At 69.4% G+C, this 18,817-nt stretch carries 15 protein-coding genes; 4 read left to right on the forward strand and 11 right to left on the reverse strand.

All coding sequences use genetic code 11. The features are described from left to right. Positions 1–9: 9 nt before the first annotated feature. Positions 10–1,245, forward strand: coding sequence for a glycolate oxidase subunit GlcF (gene glcF, locus HMJ39_RS14720; RefSeq protein ID WP_194297876.1), 1,236 nt, complete (start codon positions 10–12; stop codon positions 1,243–1,245). Between the two features lie 60 nt (positions 1,246–1,305). On the opposite strand, the gene HMJ39_RS14725 is transcribed toward glcF, so the two are convergent. After that, positions 1,306–2,790, reverse strand: coding sequence for an amidase (locus tag HMJ39_RS14725; RefSeq protein ID WP_194297877.1), 1,485 nt, complete (start codon positions 2,788–2,790; stop codon positions 1,306–1,308). An 81-nt stretch (positions 2,791–2,871) separates the two neighbouring features. On the opposite strand from HMJ39_RS14725, the gene HMJ39_RS14730 reads away from it, so the two are divergent. Next, a complete protein-coding gene (locus HMJ39_RS14730) occupies positions 2,872–3,882 on the forward strand; it encodes a zinc-binding alcohol dehydrogenase family protein (RefSeq protein ID WP_194297878.1) in 1,011 nt (336 codons plus the stop codon). A 13-nt stretch (positions 3,883–3,895) separates the two neighbouring features. Here HMJ39_RS14730 and HMJ39_RS14735 read toward each other — a convergent pair whose 3' ends face one another. From HMJ39_RS14735 to HMJ39_RS14775, 9 genes are all read right to left on the reverse strand, one after another. Beyond that, on the reverse strand, positions 3,896–5,866 hold the full coding sequence (locus HMJ39_RS14735; RefSeq protein ID WP_194297879.1) for a PhoX family protein: 1,971 nt from the start codon (positions 5,864–5,866) through the stop codon (positions 3,896–3,898). A 10-nt stretch (positions 5,867–5,876) separates the two neighbouring features. Next, positions 5,877–7,055, reverse strand: coding sequence for a tetratricopeptide repeat protein (locus tag HMJ39_RS14740; protein WP_194297880.1), 1,179 nt, complete (start codon positions 7,053–7,055; stop codon positions 5,877–5,879). A gap of 4 nt (positions 7,056–7,059) precedes the next feature. Then, positions 7,060–7,725 (reverse strand): energy transducer TonB, encoded by a 666-nt coding sequence (locus HMJ39_RS14745; RefSeq protein ID WP_194297881.1) that lies wholly within the window; start codon positions 7,723–7,725, stop codon positions 7,060–7,062. Then, a complete protein-coding gene (locus tag HMJ39_RS14750; RefSeq protein ID WP_194297882.1) occupies positions 7,725–8,138 on the reverse strand; it encodes an ExbD/TolR family protein in 414 nt (137 codons plus the stop codon). Before HMJ39_RS14750 ends, HMJ39_RS14745 begins: the two co-directional genes overlap by 1 nt. Further along, a complete protein-coding gene (locus HMJ39_RS14755) occupies positions 8,131–8,661 on the reverse strand; it encodes a MotA/TolQ/ExbB proton channel family protein (protein ID WP_194297883.1) in 531 nt (176 codons plus the stop codon). Before HMJ39_RS14755 ends, HMJ39_RS14750 begins: the two co-directional genes overlap by 8 nt. Before the next feature lie 10 nt (positions 8,662–8,671). After that, the gene (locus HMJ39_RS14760) at positions 8,672–10,030 is read right to left on the reverse strand and encodes a MotA/TolQ/ExbB proton channel family protein (protein WP_194297884.1); all 1,359 of its coding nucleotides are present in this window, start codon (positions 10,028–10,030) and stop codon (positions 8,672–8,674) included. Further along, entirely contained in the window at positions 10,027–10,794 is a 768-nt protein-coding gene (locus tag HMJ39_RS14765) for a DUF3450 domain-containing protein (RefSeq protein WP_194297885.1), read from the reverse strand. The genes HMJ39_RS14760 and HMJ39_RS14765 overlap by 4 nt, the downstream gene beginning before the upstream one ends. Positions 10,795–10,861: 67 nt before the next feature. Next, entirely contained in the window at positions 10,862–12,709 is a 1,848-nt protein-coding gene (locus tag HMJ39_RS14770) for a phytase (protein ID WP_194297886.1), read from the reverse strand. 67 nt (positions 12,710–12,776) lie between these two features. Then, a complete protein-coding gene (locus HMJ39_RS14775) occupies positions 12,777–15,242 on the reverse strand; it encodes a TonB-dependent receptor (protein ID WP_194297887.1) in 2,466 nt (821 codons plus the stop codon). Positions 15,243–15,591: 349 nt separating this feature from the next. On the opposite strand from HMJ39_RS14775, the gene HMJ39_RS14780 reads away from it, so the two are divergent. Continuing rightward, on the forward strand, positions 15,592–16,482 hold the full coding sequence (locus tag HMJ39_RS14780) for a GGDEF domain-containing protein (protein ID WP_228462393.1): 891 nt from the start codon (positions 15,592–15,594) through the stop codon (positions 16,480–16,482). Between the two features lie 4 nt (positions 16,483–16,486). After that, the gene (locus HMJ39_RS14785; protein WP_228462394.1) at positions 16,487–17,563 is read left to right on the forward strand and encodes an AraC family transcriptional regulator; all 1,077 of its coding nucleotides are present in this window, start codon (positions 16,487–16,489) and stop codon (positions 17,561–17,563) included. Here HMJ39_RS14785 and HMJ39_RS14790 read toward each other — a convergent pair. Next, the gene (locus HMJ39_RS14790; protein ID WP_194297889.1) at positions 17,560–18,669 is read right to left on the reverse strand and encodes a helix-turn-helix transcriptional regulator; all 1,110 of its coding nucleotides are present in this window, start codon (positions 18,667–18,669) and stop codon (positions 17,560–17,562) included. The two genes, HMJ39_RS14785 and HMJ39_RS14790, sit on opposite strands and share 4 nt — an antisense overlap. Positions 18,670–18,817 lie beyond the last annotated feature (148 nt).

Below are 18,817 nucleotides of genomic sequence, written 5' to 3' on the forward strand. Positions count from 1 at the left end.
AGGCCGGCCATGCAAACCCGACTCAGCGACACCGCCCGCCAACTGCCCCGCGCCGACGAAGCGGAATCGATCCTGCGCAGCTGCGTGCATTGCGGCTTCTGCAACGCCACCTGCCCCACCTACCAGCTCACCGGCGACGAGCTGGACGGCCCGCGCGGGCGCATCTATTTGATGAAGGAAATGCTGGAAGGCAACGAGCCCGGCGAAGGCACCCAGCAGCACCTGGACGCCTGCCTGAGCTGCCGGGCCTGCGAAACCACCTGCCCTTCCGGCGTGGACTACCACTCCCTGCTGGACATCGCCCGGCCGGAACTGGAGCGCCAGGTGCCCCGTTCCACGCGGGAGCGGCTGCTGCGCCGGGGCCTGCGCGCCCTGATGCCGCATCCGCGCCTGTTCGCTACTTTGATGGGCCTGGGGCGGCTGGCCCGGCCGCTGGCGCCGGCGGCGCTGAAAGAGAAGATCCCCGCCAAGGTGCCGGCAGCGGGCCACTGGCCCGGCGGCGGCCATCCGCGCCGGGTGGCGCTGCTGGCCGGCTGCGTGCAACCGGCCCTGTCGCCCAACACCAACGCCGCCACCGCCCGGGTGCTGGACCGTCTCGGCATCGGCGCGGAAGTCTGGTCCGGCGCCGGCTGCTGCGGCGCGGTGGACTATCATCTGGACGGCCAGGCCACCGGCCTGGACCGGGCCCGACGCAATATCGACGCCTGGATCGCCGCCCTGGACGACGGCGTGGAAGCGATCATCCCCACCGCCAGCGGCTGCGGTGCCTTTATCAAGGAATACGGCAAGGTGCTGCGGGACGACCCGGCCTACGCCGACAAGGCCCACCGCGTCAGCGAGCACACCCGGGACCCGGCGGAATTTCTCGCCCAAGAAAATCTGGAAACGCTGGCAGTGCACACCGAAAGCCGGCTGGCCTTCCAATGCCCCTGCACCTTGCAACATGGCCAGCGCCTGGCCGGCGTCACCGAAGGCGTGCTCACCCGCCTGGGTTTCGATCTGACCCCGGTGCCGGACGCCCACCTGTGCTGCGGCTCCGCCGGCACCTATTCGATTACCCAGCCGGCCATGGCCCGGCAACTGCGTGACAATAAGCTCGACGCCCTGGAAAGCGGGCAACCGGACCATATCGCCACCGCCAATATCGGCTGCCAGATGCATCTGGGCGCCGCCGGGCGTACGCCGGTCAGGCATTGGATCGAGGTTGTGGATCAGGGGTTGTCCGAGACGCTTGATCGCGACTGAAGTCGCTCCTACGGGATGGTTCAGAGCCGCCGTAGGAGCGACTTCAGTCGCGATCCGATTTTAAACCTCCGGCATACGATCAAACCACGGCTTCGCTTTCTCCAACTGACCGGCCAGGCCCAGCAGCCGGCCTTCGTCGCCATGGGTGCCGACGAACTGCACGCCCATGGGCAGGCCACTGTCGCACCAGTGCAGGGGCACCGACATGGCCGGCACGCCGGTGAAGTTGGCGAGCTGGGTGAAGGGCACGTACTTCATGTTTTCCCGGGCCATCTGTTCCACCAGACCGGATTTCATCACCAGCTTGCCGGCGCGCAGCTTGAGGATCACCTTGAGGGCGTTCTGCTGCCAGGGCGGCGTGGCGGAAGCACCGATGGTCGCCGGCTGCATGGCCAGGGTTGGCGTCAGCCAGAAATCATAGCGGTCGTGGAAATCCGCCAGTTGCCGGGAGTAAAGCTGGCCGCGCTGGTAGAAGCCCAGATAGTCGTCGGCACTGGTGGCGTGGCCGAAGGCGGCCATGGCCAGGGTGTCCAGCTCGAAGCCCTCGTCACCGCAGCCGGTGAGTTCCTTGACCCGGGCCACCTCGGAGGCGCACTTGGTGAACCAGATGCCCAGCCAGTCCATGCTCATGGCCATCATGTCCAGGGACGGCGCCGCCTCCTCCACGTGGTGGCCCAGGCTTTCCAGCAGGCGGGCGGTGTCCTCCACCGCTTTCACCGCCTCCGGGTCCACCGGGGTGCCGATGGGCGAAGTCAGGGAGAAGCCGATTTTCAGCGGCGCCGGGTCGCGCTCCAGTTCGCTGAGATAGGACCGTTGCGGCGGCGCGATGTGGAACAGGCTGCCGTGTTCGTCACCGTGGGTGGCGTCGAGCAAAGCGGCGGAGTCGCGCACCGAGCGGCTCACCACATGGTTCACGGAAATGCCGTGCAGGGCCTCCACGAACTCCGGGCCCCAGGGGGTGCGCCCACGGCCGGGCTTGAGCCCGAACAGGCCGCAGCAGGCGGCGGGAATGCGAATGCTGCCGCCGCCATCGTTGGCACCGGCGAAGGGCACCACGCCGGCGGCGGTGAGCGCCGCCGAGCCGCCGGAGGAACCGCCCGGGGTGTGGTCCGGGTTCCAGGGGTTGCGGCTGGCGCCGAAGGACTCCGGTTCGGTGACGCCCTTGGAGCCGAACTCCGGGGTATTGGTGCGCCCGAACGGCACCGCGCCGGCGGCCTTCCAGCGCCGTACCAGTTCCGAATCCCGGGGGGCACGGAAGTCCTGGTTCTTGAGCGCCTTGTTGCCGCTGTAAGCCGGCGCGCCGCCGATCTCCTGGAACAGATCCTTGACCAGCATGGGCACGCCGGCGAAGGGGCCTTCCAGAGGCTCGCCGGCACGCCGCCGGGCTTCCTCGTAGAGGGGAATGATCAGCCCGTTGAGCTTGGGGTTCACCGCCTCCGCGCGTTGGATCGCCACCTCCAGCACTTCCTCGGCGGAGACCTCCCCCTTGGCCACCAACTCCGCCAACCCCAGACCGTCGTGGCGCCGGTATTCTTCAAAATTCATGATAGGTATCCTTGTTGCTCGTAGGAGCGCGCTCCTACGGTGCCACAATCTCCCCACGAAGCACATTAGCCCGGAGGCCCCATGAAAGCAGTCGGCTTCAACCAACCCCGCGCCATCGAGGACGTGCACGCCCTGGAAGACATCGAGCTGGACCAGCCGCAACCCGGGCCCCGGGACCTGCTGGTGGCGGTGGAGGCGGTGTCGGTGAACCCGGTGGACACCAAGGTACGCCAACGCCCCCTGGCGGAAAAAGGCTACAAGGTGCTCGGCTACGACGCCGCCGGGCGCGTCGAGGCGGTGGGCTCGGAGGTGCGCGACTTCCTGCCCGGCGACCGGGTCTGGTACGCCGGCGCCATGCAGCGCCAGGGCTCCAACGCCCAGTACCAATGCGTGGACGAGCGCATCGTCGCCAAGGCGCCGGAGGGCATCGGCCTGCAGGAAGCCGCCGCCCTGCCGCTGACCACCCTGACCGCCTGGGAGGCCCTGGAAGACCAGCTCGGCCTCACCCCGCAAACGGCGAAAGGCAAGACCCTGCTGATCGTCGGCGGCGCCGGCGGCGTGGGCTCCATCGCCGCGCAACTGGCGGCGCGGCACTTCGGCATGACGGTGATCGCCACCGCCGGGCGGGAACGCTCCGCCGAATGGTGCCGGGCCATGGGCGCCCACCACACCATCGACTACCGCAAAGGGCTGGTGGCACCGCTCAAGGCCCAGGGCATCGAGCAGGTGGACGCCATCCTGCTGGCCCAGGAACCGGACAGCTACTGGAACGACGTCTGCCAGCTGGTGGCGCCCCTGGGCGGCATCGTCTCCATCGTCGACGCCCGCGGACCGCTGGACACCAACCCGCTGAAACCCAAGAGCGCCCGCTTCGCCTGGGAATTCATGTTCACCCGCGCCCTGTTCGGCGTGGACATGGAACGCCAGGGGCAAATCCTCGCCCAGGCCGCCCGGCTGATGGAAAAGGGCGTGCTGGAAACCACCCTGGCCGAAGGCCTGGGGCCGATCAACGCCGCCAACCTCAAGGAAGCCCACCGCCGCCTGGAAGGCGGCGCCACCATCGGCAAGCTGGTGCTGGCCGGCTGGGCGTAGCCCTCCATTCCCCTCAGGTGCCGATCACGCCGCCGTCGTTCTTCTCGATCAGCACGGTGGCGGAGCGCGGCCGGGTCTTTCCGTCGCCGGCGGGGAAGCTGATGCCCGGGTGCTGCACGTTGATCCACAGGGCGCGGCCGTCCGGGGTGCCGGTGATGCCGGTGATCTCGCAGCCGCGCGGGCCCACCAGGAAGCGTTTTACCTCGCCGGTGTCCGGGTCGGCGCACAGCAACTGGTTGGTGCCCATGGCGGCGTGGTCGGGGCCGGCGTCGTCGTAGTCGGTCTCGATCCAGAGGCGGCCGTCCGGGTCGAACCAGAGGCCGTCCGGGGACGAGAAGACGTCGCCGTCGATGGTGCCTTTCTGGGCGTCGGGCACGTCCGCGTCCCGGTCGTAGCCGGCCAGCAGGAACAGCTCCCACTGGAAGCGGGTGGCGGCGGGGTCGTCGTCCCGTTCCCGCCAGCGCAGGATCTGGCCGTGCAGGTTCGGTGAGCGCGGGTTGGCGCCGTTGACCGGCTGATCCGCCACCTGGCCGCGCTTGTGGTTGTTGGTGAGCGAGACGTAGACCTCCCGGTTGCCCGGTTTCACCGCCACCCATTCCGGCCGGTCCATGGTGGTGGCGCCCACCAGGTCGGCGGCGCCCCGGGCGTTGATCAGCACGTCCGCCTGATCATGAAAGCCGTTCTCCGCGGTGAGCGGGCCCTGGCCGTGAACCAGGGGCCGCCATTCCCCCTTGCCGCCGTCGCCGAACACGCCCACGTAGAGGGTGCCCTCGTCGAGCAGGTGGCGGTTGGCGGCCGGGTCGTCGGGCCGGTAGCGGCCGGCGGGCACGAACTTGTAGACATATTCGCCCCGGGTGTCGTCGCCGAAGTAGAACGCCAAGCGGCCGTCCGGCGCCACCGAGGGGGTGCTGCATTCGCGCACCAGCCGGCCCATGGCGGTGCGCTTCACCGGGGTGCCGTCGGGGTCGAACGGGTCGATTTCCACCACCCAGCCGAAGCGGTTGGGCTCGTTGACGTGGCCGCCGTGGGGCGCCGCCGGGTCCGGGGTGGCGTCGAAGCGCGGTTCGGCGGTTTCCCACAGATAATAGTTGCTGACCTCGCCCTGGCTGACCCGGTAGCGGGCATGGCTCGCGCGCCCGGCGTGGTCCGCCGCGTCCCGGTTGACGAAGTAGTTGGGCCAGTTTTCCTCGCAGGCGAGATAGGTGCCCCAGGGGGTGTAGCCCAGGGCGCAGTTGGCGAAGGTGCCGATCACGGTGCGCCCGTCCGGGTCCGAGGCGGTGCGCAGGCCCGGGGTGCCGGCGGCTGGGCCGCGCAGGACCATGGGCGTCAGGGCACTGATCCGGCGGTTGTAGCGGGAGTCCATCACCCGCCGCCACTCACCGTCGTCGTCGCGGCGCACTTCGATGACGCTGACGCCGTGGGCGGCCAGTTCCTTTTTCACTTCCCGCACCGGACGCCGGCGGCGGCCGTCCGCGTCCTGGCGGACCGTGGGGCCGTTCGGGTGCAGGTATTCCGTTTCCACCTTTTCGTGGTTGATCACCAGCAGGCCGTGGCCGTTGGGGTCGTCCGGGAACGGGAAGTAATGCATGCCGTCGTGGTTGTCGCCGGCCTGTTCAAGCTGGTCGCGCCAGTCGTTGGAGGCGTCCGGCTTCCAGGCCGGCGCGCCGGCGCGGATCGGATCTCCCCAGGCGTAAAACGCCCGGGCGCGGTAGCCGTCGGGCACGGCCACGGCGTCGAAGGCGGGGTCGGTCTGGCGGGCCAGGGGCGTGAAGCCGATGGCCGGGCGCCCGCCCGGGGCCGGGGCGGACGGCGCGCAGCCGGCCAGAGGCGCGCCGAAGAACCCGGCGGCGGCCAGGCCCAGGCCGCCGCGCAGAAAGCGTCGCCGGTGCGGGTCCAGGGGCGCGCCGGCGCGGGGACGGGCCACCGGCCGGTCGTCCAGCGCCTCCAGGGCGTCCGGGTCGATGCGAAAGCGGGAATCGGTCATGGTTCGGTCCTCAAGGTTGCCGGCTCAGGTGGGCCAGCCATTGTTCGGCGTCGGCGCGGCGGGCGGCATGGCGGCGGGCCTGCTCAAAGGCGTCCCGGGCGGCGGCCCGGCGGCCCTGGCGGTAACGGGCCACGCCCAGCGCCATCAGGGTGTCGGCGCGGTCGTCCACGCCCCGCGCCAGGGCTTGCCCCAGGGCGTCGGCAGCCTCACCCCAGCGCTGTGCCCGGTTATGGAGCCGCGCCAGCTGCAGATAGAGGTCCGCGTCCGGGTAGTCCTCCACCAGCCGTTCCAGGGTGGCCTGGGCGCGGTCCTGCTCCCGGGCCTGGAGCCACAGGCCGGCGAGCCGCCGGCGGCGTTCCCGGCTGGCGCCCAGGACGCCGTCCCGGAGCGCCGCGTCCAGGACGCGGGCCGCCTGCAGGGGCCGGTCCAGGCGCTGGTACAGGGCGATCAGGGTGCGCAGGGCGTCGGTGCCCGGCAGTTGACCGTTCTCGTACAGGCTTTCCAGCACCGCCACCTGCTTGCGCGGCTCGCCGGCGCGGCCGTACAGGCCGGCCAGGGCCAGCAGGTGCTCCGGGCTGGGCGAGCGGTTCACCAGCCGGTTCTGCACCCGGGCGGCGGCGCGGTAATCGCCGGCGGCCTGCAGGCTCGCCCGCCAGGACGATAGCCAGGCGTCCGGCACCGCCTCGCCGCGGGCTTCCCGGCCGGCCACCGCCCGGCGCAGATGGTCGGCGGCGGCCCGGTGGTCACCGGCGCCGTGCAGCACGGTGGCGCCCAGCACATGGAGCTCGGGCGTGAGCTGGTCGTGGCGCGCGGCCAGGGCGCGGAACTGGGCCAGGGCCCGGTCCATGCGGCCGGCGTCGTAATAAAGCCACAGCAGCGCCCGGCGGGTACCGTCCAGCAAGGGCGCCGGCGCGTCCGGGTTGGCGGCCACCGCCTGGTAGGCGCTCAGGGCGGCGTCGTGGCGGCCGGCCTGGTAATGCAGGTAGCCGCGCAGTTCGTCCACCCGGGCGCGCTCCTCGCCGGTGAGGTCCAGCTCGGAGGTGAGCGTCTCCAGGGCCGCCAGGGCGGCGTCGCCGTGGCCGGCCTCGGCCCGGGCGCGGGCGTCCTGGAGCCGTTCATGAACCGCCGGGCGCAGCGCCGCCTGGGCGCCGAGGGACACAAGCAGCAGGACAACAAGCCAATAACGCATGGGTTTACTCCAGGCGGAATTCAAAGCGGTTGCGCACCCCGGGCACGGCCACCGCCTGGCCGTTCTGGTGGCGCGGCTGATAACGAAACCGTTGCGCCGCCTTCACCGCCGGCCGGCGGAACAACCAGTTCTCGCACTCGTCCTCCACCACCCGCACATCGGTGGTGGTGCCCTGGGGCGTGACCGTGTATTCCACCACGCAGTCGCCTTCCAGGTTCTGCATGCGGGCCCGCTCCGGGTAGGCCGGCGTGACCTTGGTCATGGGCAGGTACTCGCCGCTGTCGCTGACCGGCGCCGACGGCTCGCCCAGGTCCCCCAGCTTCAGGTCCGGGGTGACGCTGGGGCGCTCCGTGGGAGCCGCCGGCAGGGGCAGGTCCGGAGTGGCCGGGGCCGGCGTGTCCAGGGCCACCGGCGAGGGCAGCGGCGGTGCCGGTGTGTCCGGCGGCCGCTGGGGCAGGGCCTGGCTTGCCGGCTGGGCGCGCTGCGGGCGGCTGTCGTCGAAGCGCACCACCTTCATGGGCTCCCGGCTGGGCGGCGCCTCGCCCTCGGCCTGGATCAGCCGCGCCATCAGCCAGCCCAGCAGCAGCGCCGCGACCAGCGCGGCGGGCAGGGCCAGCAGGCGGGTGAAGCGTCCGCCGCCGCCGGCGAGCTGTTGCTGGATGGCCGTCATCAGCGCCCGCTCCGGGTGGCGATGGCGATGTCCGGGACCCCGGCGGCGCGGGCGCCGTCCATCACCGTGACCAGGGTTTCGGTGTTGGAGGCGGCGTCCGCCTGGATCACCACACTGCCCTGGGGGTTGCGGGCGTGCAGCCGGGCCACGTGGGCTTCCACCGCGTGGGGACCCACCTGGCGCTGGTCGATCCACACCCGGTTCTGGTTGTCGATGGCCACCACGATGTTGGCGCCTTCCCGGCTGGTGCCGGTGTCCGCCGTGGGGCGGGTCACCTCCACGCCGGTCTCCTTGACGAAGGAGGCGGTGACGATGAAAAAGATCAGCAGAATGAACACCACGTCGAGCATGGGCGTCACATCGATGCCGGTGTCCTGCTCGTCGGTCTGGTCCTGCCAGGCGAATCTACGCATGGGTGTCTCCCCCGGGGGCGTCGATGGTCATGGCGTCGGTGAGCGCTTCGCGCTCGTAGCGGGCGCGGCGCGCCAGGTAGTGGCTCATCAGCACGCCGGACAGGGCCGCCACCATGCCGGCCATGGTGGGCACGGTGGCGCGGGCCACGCCGTCGGCCAGGGCGCGGGCGTCGCCGGTGCCGATCACCGCCAGCACGTCGAACACCCGCAGCATGCCGGTGACCGTGCCCAGCAGGCCGAGCAGCGGGCACAGGGCGATCAGGGTGCGGATCAGCGCCAGGTGCCGCTCCAGGGGCTGGGCCACCAGGGACACCAGCCGGGCGCGCAGCTTGCGGGCGCTCCACAGGTTGGGCGGGCGCACCGTCCGCCACACCGCCAGGGCCCGGCGGCGGCGGTCCGGATGGACCCGCCACAGGTACAGCCAGCGGTCGGCGATCAGCGTCCACAGGGCCACCAGCACGGCGCCGATCAGCCACAGCACCGGGCCACCCAGATCCAGCAGTTCACGCAGGGCGTCGAGCATGGTCGCTTCCTCAGGCGGCGGCGCGGGCGCCGGCCATTTGTTCGGCGACCATGCCCGCGGCCTGCTCTTCCAGCACCTGGCCGAGGGCCCGGGCGCGGGCGTGCAGCAGGGTGTGCAGCAGCAGCGTGGGAATCGCCACGGACAGCCCCATGACGGTGGTCACCAGGGCCTGGGAAATGCCGCCGGCCATCAGCTTGGGATCGCCGGTGCCGAACAGAGTGATCGACTGGAAGGTGACGATCATGCCGGTGACGGTGCCTAGCAGGCCCATCAGCGGCGCCACCATGGCGATCATCTTCAGCCACACCAGGCGCTTCTGCAGCGGCGGCAGTTCCTTGATCAGCGCTTCGCCGATCTTCAGCTCCAGGGTTTCCGGGTCCCGGTGGCGCTGGTCCGCGTAGCAGGCCAGGATGCGGCCCAGGGGGTTATCGCCGGGGTGCGCCGGGTCCTTCATCTGGCGCGTGAAGCGGCGGCGCTGGCGGGCCAGCACCAGGGCCCGCTCCAAGGTCACCAGCACCGCCACGGCGCCCAGCAGCAGGATGGCGTAGCCGATCAGGCCGCCCTGGCGCAGGCGCTCCAGGAAGCCGGGCATGCTCACCAGCATGTCGAGCAATTCGCCACGGGTGGGGTCCAGGGCGAAGGCCACCGGGAAGCGCTCCTCGTCCAGGGCCTCGGCGCTGGCGCGGGCGGCGCCGTCGGGCTGGGCGGCGCGCTCCACCAGGCGGTTCTCGGCGGGCAGGTATTCCAGATAGTCGTCGTCGGCGGTGAGCTGGAACAGGCCCACCCGAGTGACGGTTTCGTCGCTGTCGGTGTCGCCGTCCGCTTCCACGATCGGGTGCTTGAAGCGCGCCACCTGGCCGCCGGCGCGCATTTCCCGGTCCAGTTCCAGCCACAGGCGCTCCACCTGGTCCAGGTCCGGCAGCCGGTCGCCATTGCCCATGCGCTGGATCAACCCGGCCAGGAAGGCGTCCCGTTCCGGGTATTGCACCTGGGTGACGCTGTCGCGGAAATCCGCCCGGGCATCGGCGGCCACCTGCTGGATCACGCCGAACACCTCGCGCATGCCACCCAGGGCCTCGCGCAGTTCGGCGCGGCGCGTTTCCAGGGCGTCGCGGTTGGCCTCGAAGCGCTGCTCCAGTTCCTCGCTGCGCCGCTCCAGGGCGTCGCGCCGGGCGCGCAGTTCCGCCACCCGCGCCGCCTGGCGGTCGCGCTCGGCACGGAAGCGTTCCAGCCGCTCGCGGTTTTCCTCGGCTTCCCCGGCGCGGCCCTGACGAGCCTGCTCCAGCAGGGTATCAATGGACAGCCGGTCGGCGGCCAGGGCCGGCGCCATCAGCAGCGCCGCCAGTACACACACCAGTACGCGAGTCATGGGGTCACCTCCCGGGCACCGAACAGGGGCACCCGGATCAGCTCCGGCGCCGCCTGTTTGTCGGCGATTTTCATCGCCATGTCGAAGGCGCGGCGGTATTCGCCCCGGTCCAGGCTCCGCCACTGGCCGGCGCCCGGGTCCCAGGCGCCCAGGGCCTCGCCGTCCAGGGTGCGGTACATCAGGGCCACGCGGCCCACCCGCAGCAGGTTCACGTCGCGGCGCTCGCCGTCCAGCTCCAGGGTGCCCCGCCAGCTGTCCAGGGAACGGCCGTGGGCGGCTTCGCCGGCGTAGGCCTCGAACACCCGGCGCAGGGTGTCCGCCACCGGCGCGTCCGGGTCGCCGAGCCGCTGGCGCAGTTGGTCCACGGCGGCGTGGCGCGCCCCTACCTGGAACGGCAGATCCTCGTCGATGAAGGTATCCAGCCGCTCGATCATGCGGTCCATCAGGGGTACCAGGCGGCGTTCCAGGCGGGCGGCGTTGTCCAGGGAGGCGGCCATGTCCTGGCGTTCGCTTTCCTGGGCCGCGACCTGCTCGCCGAGCACCCGGTTGTAGGTTTCCAGGCCGTCCACGGTACGCAGCAGCTGGCGGTACTCCGCTTCCAGCCGGGCGCTTTCGTCGTCCAGGCCGGCGACCCGGTTCTGGGCGGCGCCGCTTTCCGAGGCCCGTGCCTCGCCCTCGGCGGTGACCGCCTGCATGTCCGCGGCCCGGACGCCGCCGGCGGCCAGGGCCGCCAGCACCATCAGGGTTCCGATTGGCTTGTTCATAAAAGCTCTCAAGACAGTTTCGTGACCACTCTATAAAAGGCGGATGACAGTCCCTTTACTTACATGCTTAAAGCCCCAAGGCCTCGCGCACCGCCGTCCAGGGCACGTACTTGAAGTTCTGCGGGGCCTGGGGCAGCCGGTTGCGGCCGTCCTGGACCACCAGCAGGCCCTCGCCATAGGCGCCGCCCAGGTCCAGGGCGGTCACTTCCAGCCCATCGGTTTCCGAGGCGCCGTCGATGGCGGCGTCCAGGTTGGCGCCGATGCGGAAGCGGCCCCGGTAAGCGAAGGGCGGCACCGCGTCCACCACCACATAGCTGTTGTTGCCCTGGCTGGAGATCACCAGGTAGCGGTGGTCGTCGCCCACGTGCAGGGCCAGACCCTCGATGTCGGCGACCACCTTGTCGCCCACCTCGATCACCGGGCGCGCCGGGGTCGGGTCGTCCGGGTCGGCGGGCAGCACCCACACCGCCGCGTTCTCCTCGCCCACGAACAGGCGGCCGGTGGCGTCGTCGGCGACGCAGCCTTCCGGTTGGCTGGGCACCTGGAAGCGACGCACCCGTTCGCCGCGCACGCCGTGCTCCGAGCGTTGCAGCCGGTACTGCTCGAAGGCGCCGCTCTTGCCGTTGGCGATGGCATGGACGCGGCCTTCGCCGTCCCGGTGCATGCACAGGCCGTAGATTTCCTCCAGGCCGGTGGCGAGTTCGCCCAGGTCGGTGAGACGGCCGCTGGCGGCGTCGATGTCGAACAGGTGCAGGCTGTTATGGTCCCGGTTGCTGGCCACCGCCAGGTTGCCGCGCACGTCCACGTTGTTGAGCTTGCCGGCGGGCAGGAACTGACGTTCCCTGCCCGCCAGGTCGTAGACGTGCAGGCCGTTTTTCTTGTCGGTGCCGAGCACCAGGCTGGCGGCCGGGTTGTCCGGGTGAATCCAGATCGCCGGGTCGTCGGCGGCGTCGCCGAAGCGGGCCACCGGCTCGGTTTGGGCGCTGGGCAGCACGGTGACCAGATCCGCTTCTTCCTGGTCGCTGGTGGCGGCGTCCCAGGGCACCGTCAGACGCCGCGCGGCGGCGCCGTCGTCATCCAGGACCACCAGGGTGAGCCGGCCGTCCCGCCAGCGGCTGGCCAGCCGTTCCGGTTCGTCCAGGTCGGGCACCGCCAGGGGCGCGCCCACCGGGGCGCCGTCGCGATACAGGTGCAGCTCGGCGGCGTCCGCGTCGAGCAAGGCCACGCCGCCGGGGATCAGGGCCAGGCCCTTGGCGCTCCCGGCCAGGCCGCCATGGGGGTGGCGGGCATCGACCAGGGTGCGCTCCGGGTCCCGTTCCGGATCGGCGCGGTAGCGCCACAGGCCGACACCTTCCTCGCTCACGTAGAGGGCGTCCCGGCGGTCGTCCACGCGGCAGTACTCGGCGCCGGCGGGCAACACCAGGCGACGCACGTGTAGCGGCTCGCCGCCGTCGCGCAGCAACCACTGGTCGGCGCCGCCGCGCTCGTCCAGCACGAACACGGACAGATGCGCGTCCCGGTCCTGGTACAGGCAGAGCCCGTTCACTTCGTAGTCCGGCACCGGCAGGGTGGTCAGGGTACGCGCCCGGTGGTTCGCCACCTCCAGCACCACCACCTGGTTGGCGGCGGTGTCCACGGTGGCCAGCCGCCAGCGGCCGTCGTCCAGACGCCGGCCGTCGAGGCGTTCGAAATCGCCGGCGCGCAGCGGCGCAGCGGCGCCGTCCACGGTGAGGTCGCCGTCGGCGCTGATCGCCGCCCAGCCGTCGCCGGCGCCGGCGCCGGCGCCGGGAAACCACAGCGCCAGCCCGGCCCGTTGATCCGGCACCCAAGGCGGTGCCCGGTCCGGCCCATGCTGGCAACCGGCCAACAAGGCGCCGCCCAGGCACAGCAAAAACAGGGTGGTGCATTTCTTCATGGTGTCGTCCTTACGTCAGGAAAAAAGCCGGCGGCATCCGGCGCGTGCCGGGTACCGCCCTGCCTGATCAAAAGTGTTTGAGGGACAGGCCCAGCTTGTAGGTCGGGCCGTATTCCTCGTACTGGGCGTTGAACCGCTCCTTGCCGGTGTAGGCGTAGAAGGGTTCATCATTGATGTTGATCGCCTCGAAGGTGAGCTGGAGCTGCTCGGTGAGGAAGTAGTGACCGGTGAAGTCCAGTTGAACATGGTCATCGGTGTAGATGTCGTAGCGATCGTCCAGGGGGTCGCTCACTTCCTGCAGGAACTCACCGGTGTAGTTGGCCGCCAGGCGCAGACTCAGGCGCGGCGTTTCGTAACCGAACACCAGGTTGCCGGTGACGTCGGACTGGCTGGGCAGCGGGATGTCGCGGCGGGAATAGGCGCCGGCGTCATCGTCGTAGCTTTCGATGGTGGCCTCGGAATCCACGAAGGTGGCGTTGGCACCCACCAGCAGGCCGTTGAACGGCGCCGGCAATTCGTTGAACTGCTTGGAGTAGGACAGCTCCAGGCCGTACACCGAAGCGTCGCTGCCGTTGTCGAAGGTCTCCGCGTCGCTGAACGCCTCGTAGCCCGGCGAACCACCCAGATCGGTGAGGTAGGCGAAGTTGTCGATGTCCTTGTAGAACGCGAAGGCGGAGATCACCCCGGCGCGACCCATGTAGTGCTCGATGCCAAGATCGAAGTTGTTGGCTTCCAGGGACTTGAGCTCCGGGTTGCCGAAGCTGGCTTCGTCGCCGTCGATCTCGAAGCCCGGAGAAAGCTGTTCGAAGGTGGGCCGCACCACGGACTGGGTAAAGGCGGCGCGAGCGATGGTGTCGCGGCCGAGCTGGTAGCGCAGGTGCAGGGCCGGCAGCCAGTGGTCCTCGCTTTCGTCGTAGTCATTGGTCACCAGGGTGCCGTCCTCGACGCCGTTGCCCCGGGCCTCGAAGTCGGTGCGCTGATAACGCACGCCACCCAGCAGGCGCAGCTTCTCGAAGTCCACGGTGCCCATCACGTAGGCGGCGTCGCGGTCCTCGGAAATCTTGTAGTCCTCGATGGCGGAGGCCTCGGCGTCGAACTCGCCGGGCCCGCTGAGCGCGTTGTCCATGGCGTCCGGGTCGATGCCGGAGCCGATGTCGCCCAGCTCGTAGTCCACGTCGGTGCGGAAGTCCGCCAGGTTGCCGTCCGGTTCGTAGGTCCAGACGTTGACGTCGCCTTCCTTGTCGCGGCGCGCCATCTTGGTGCCGAACTTGATGGAAGCCGGGTTGTTGTTCCACAGCAGCTCGCGGGTGAAGTCCAGCTTGAGGTCGGTCTGGTTGTCCTCGGTGTCACCGCTGGCGACTTCCACCTCGTCCAGTTCGTAGTTGCCGTCGTCGAAGAAACCGTCCGGGTGCAGCGCATTGGGCTGGCGGCTGTCGGTGAAACCGCCGTTGGGCAGCTCGGCGACGAACACGGCGCCGTCGGTGTGGCGGGGCTCTTCCTCGCTGGCTTCGCTGTAGCCCAGGTTGTATTCCATGATCCAGCGGTCCCAGCGCTTCTTGCCGCCGAACACCAGGGAGGTGATTTCCTGGGTTTCCTCCCGGTTCTTGAGTTCCTTCTCCACCTCGGTGAGGCCGGTCTCGCCGGCGGCCTGGGCACTGTCGAAACCGTAGATGGTGGCCTGGCGCACTTCCTGGTCGCGGAAGCGGCTGTGCAGGGTGCGCAGGTAGTAGCTGGTGTTGTCGTCGGGCCGGTAGTCCAGGTTCAGCGCCATGCCCAGCCGTTCCCGGGTGATGGTGTAGTCGCGCTGTTCGAATTCCTCCAGGCGCGGCGTGTCGCCGTCGAAATCCCAGGCGCCGCCGGTTTCCACGTTGTCGGAGCCGAAGTCCCGCTCCGCCCAGCTGATGGCGGCGGCGACGCCGAAGTTGTCCTGGCCGTCGCCCAGGTCGAAGCGATTACTGGCGGCGGCGGACAGTTCCGGGCTGGTTTCCTCGCTGTGCTCGTCGTAACCGGCCTGGCCGGACACGGAGTAGTAGAGCCCGTCGCGGTCGAAGGCCGACAGGCTGTTCACCTCCACGGTGCCGCCCAGGGAGTTGGCGTCCATGTCCGGGGTGAGCGATTTCACCACCGTGAGCGACTCCAGCAGCTCCGAGGGAATCACGTCCAGGGCCACGGCGCGGCGGTCGGATTCCGGCGCCGGCACCTGGATGCCGTTAACGTTCACCGCGTTCAGGTCCGGGGCCAGGCCGCGCACCCGTACGAAGCGGCCCTCGCCCTGGTCCCGCTCGATGGACACCCCGGGCAGGCGCTGCAAGGACTCGGAGACGTTGCTGTCGGGAAACTGGCCGATGGCGTCGGCGTTGACGGTGGTTTCAATGTTGTCGGCGGCGCGCTGGCTGGCCAGCGCCTTGTCCATGCTGGCCGCCTGGCCGATCACCTTGACGGTCTCCTCGTTGCCGTCACCGGCCTGCTGGGCCCAGGCGGCCTGGCCCGCGGCCAGGCCCACCAGGGTGGCGAGCAGAGTTTTCTTGAACATGCGGTTCTCCCCCGGGGCACGGCGCCCCCCTGCCTGATTGCGTTGCGCCGGGACACTAGGCACGGGAAATGTCCGTTCTGTTACAGGGAAAATCCAACCCCATTAAAATCAATGACTTACGTCGAAAGGCCGGGCGCGCTGAGCCGTTCGCACCCCCACCGCGCGCCGGGCGTGCCGCGGCCCGAGGGGGCACGACCGGCTTTTTTCATCGATCAACGCCGCGCCACGGCGGATCGGGTGAGCCAATTCGACCCCCTGGCCCGCCATCCGCCGGTCTGTCATCGAACTGACATGGCCGCCGCGTACCAGTGCCTGCAGGAAACGGGAAGAGGACGACACCGTGATAAGAATGCTGCATCTGCACCGCTGGAAGATTCTCGCCGTGGCCACCCTGGCCAACCTGGTGCTGCTGGCCAACCTGGCCGCCGGCGACCCCAAGGGGCTGGAGGAAATCGCCTGGCTGGACATCGCCGGCGAGGGCGGCGCCGCCCTGCTCGCCTTTCTGTGGCTGGGCCTGATTCTCAATAGCCGCCCTTCAGGCCGCGTTACCAACTATCTGGTAGCCGGGCTGACCGGCATCTTCATCGCCTACTGGCAGGACGTGCTGGACGAGGTGATCCGCCTGCCCGAGGCGGTGGTCTGGGACCATTGGGTGGAATCCGGCGCCATGCCCCTGGGCATGGTGCTGCTGACCCTGGGCATCTACCACTGGCAACGGGAGCAGCTGGCCATCAACGAGCAGCTGCGTCGGCGGGAGCGGATTTTCCGCGAGCACCGCAGCTTCGATCGCCTCACCAACCTGACCAGCGCGCCCTATCTGCGCCGGCAGCTGGCCATGGAGCTGGGCGAGGCCGGCCGCGCCGTGACGCTGATGATGCTGGACGTGAACCGCTTCGATCACGTACGCCGGCAACTGGGGCCCCGGGACGCGGACCGTCTGCTCCAGGAACTGGCGGAATTGTTGCTGCTCAACCTGCGACAGGATGACCTGCTGTGCCGCTACGCCGGCGACCGCTTCGCGGTGGTGCTGCCCGGCACCGGCGAACGGGAGGCGACCCTGTTGGGCGGGGAACTGATCGCCGCGGTGGATCACTTCGCGTTCAAGACCCGCCAGGGCGAAACCCACCTTCAGCGCCTGGACGTGGGGCTGGCCACGGCCCGGGGCGACGAACCGGACGCGCTGATCGAACGGGCCAACCAGGACCTGGAAGCGCGCCGCCAACAACCGGCGCCGGCCTGACATCATGATCGAGGCCAGCTACGAACTGGACGACAAGTTCATCCGCGCCCACCACCAACCGGTGACGCTGATGGACCTGGTGTGCGACCAGGGCGCGGAGGTGGACCGCCTGCTGCGTCACACCGGTCTGTTCTATCACGAGGTGGCCGCCGGCCGCGCCCTGGCCTCGCCGCGTCAGTATCTGCAGCTGATCCACAATGCCCGCCGCCTCTACCCGGAGCCGGAACTGAGTTTCCTGCACGGCCAGCGCCTGTTCCCCGGCCACTATGGCGCGGTGAGCGCCCTGCTCGGCAACGCCCCGGACCTGGGCCAGGCCCTGGCGGTGTTCGAGTCCGCCCAGTCGCTGATCTCGCCGCTGCTCACCACCCGGGTGGCGCGCGCCGGCGACTACTGCTGCGTGCAGTGGCTGGACGCCTGCGGCGCCGGCGACGAATACCGTTTCCTGGTGGAGACCATGATGGCCGGGTTGGCGTCGGTGACCCGCTGGCTGAGCGGCGAGCGGCTGCCCTGGATCTTCCAGTTCAGCTATCCGCGCCCGGCGTACCCGGAGCAATACCGGGTGCATCTGGGGTCGGACCTGCACTTCGACGCCCACATGGACGCCATGCTGCTGCCGGCCGGTTACCTGGACCGGCCCTGGCCACGGGCGTCGGCCACGGCCCGGGCGCTGGCCCTGCGCGACTGCGAAAACGACCTGGCCCGGCTGGGCTTTCGCACCAGCTTCATCCAGGCGCTCTACGATTACCTGCGCCAACGGGTGCGCGAACCGGTGAGCCTGGAACAGGCGGCCTCCGCCCTGGGCGCCAGCCCGGCCACCCTGAAGCGACGGCTGCGCCGCCAGGGCACGCACTTCCAGCAATTGCTGGATCGGGCCCGTAAACACGAGGCGCTGCATCTTCTGCAGCTGCATGGCTACAGCAACGATCAGGTGGCCCGCCATCTGAGTTTCAACGACCCCACCAACTTCCGGCGCTCGTTCAAACGCTGGACCGGCCTCACCCCCAGCGCCTGCCGCCGGTTGCTGGCGCGCACCCTGGACCGCCCCGATCCCTCGGCCCGGAGTGACGAAGGGGCCTGCTAACGCAACAACGCCGCCAGAATCCGGCTGACCAGTTCCCCTTGCCGGGAGCAGCCCGTTTTCTGAAAAATCTGCTTCATCTGCGAGCGCACGGTGGCGACGCTACGGCCCGATTGTTCGCTGACGGCCTGTACGCTTTTGCCGCTGACCAATTGTTCACAAACCCGGGCTTCGGCCTGGGTCAGGTCGAAGTAGGCGGCGATATGCTCGGCGGAGGGAAGGGGCCGGTTGTCCGGTTCGTAGACGCTCACCAGAGCGCCCCCGGCCAGCAGTTCGCTGCTTTCGATGGGGCGGATCACGAAAATCAGCGGGGACCGCCGTTCACGCTTGAGGAACAGGGTCTCGCTGCAGTAGCCCTCCTTCCCCATGCTGGAGCGAACCACCTGGGCCGAGCTGCGAAAGAAGGCGGCCTGTACGTCCTTTTCGGCGAAGCTGAAGCGTTCGTCGCGGATGCTCAGGCAACGCTCCCGGTTGATCAGAGCCCGGGCGGCCTTGTTGGAGTAGAGCACGGTGGCCAGGCTGTCGAGTACAAAGGTGGCATCGGGCAAAACATCAATGATGGCCGACAGGGATGACGCCGCCTTGCTGCGGGTTTCCAGTTGCCGGTAAAGCTGCACGGTCTGGCGGATATGAGGCACCAGCCGGTTCAGGGCATCCAGCTCCGTCTGCTGATATGGCCCCTGGCCCACGGTGCGCTGAATGGTCAGGACAAAGGTGTGGGTGCGCGTGTTGTCGACCACCAGCCAGGCGGAATCCAGCATGTCCTGTTCGTTTTCCCATTTGGAGTAGTCCGCGTCGGGCCGAAAATCCGGCAGCAGTGGCAGGGCCGACTGGAAAAGCCCCGGAGCCTGTTTGATGGCCTGATTGCTGACCACATCCTGGGCGATCATGTTGTTTTCCAGATACCAGTCGAGGAATTCTTCCGACAGGCCGTGATACCAGACGTGCTCCATGCGCAGGGGCTGACGATGAATCACCAATAGCTGGGCGGCACAGCCGTTGATGGCACCGGTCAGTTTTTCCAGAAAGGCATGAAAGCCTTCCCGGTGGGTCAGAGAGCGGTAGAGTGTTTGCAGCAGATCGGGCTCATTCCGGAGTACGGGTGCCATGGTCTTCCTGGTTGGTTGGTATTTTTATTCCAACGCCCGCACCAGCAGGGCCGCCCTGCCACCCCCTTGTTCCCGGCATTTTCCGCGACCACTGGCGTCCGGCCGATGGCAAGGCGCTCGGGGCCATTGTGGATAAAAAGGGTCCGGG

Origin of the sequence: Alloalcanivorax profundimaris, assembly GCF_015265435.1 — a bacterium.
Classification (GTDB): Bacteria; Pseudomonadota; Gammaproteobacteria; order Pseudomonadales; family Alcanivoracaceae; genus Alloalcanivorax; species Alloalcanivorax profundimaris.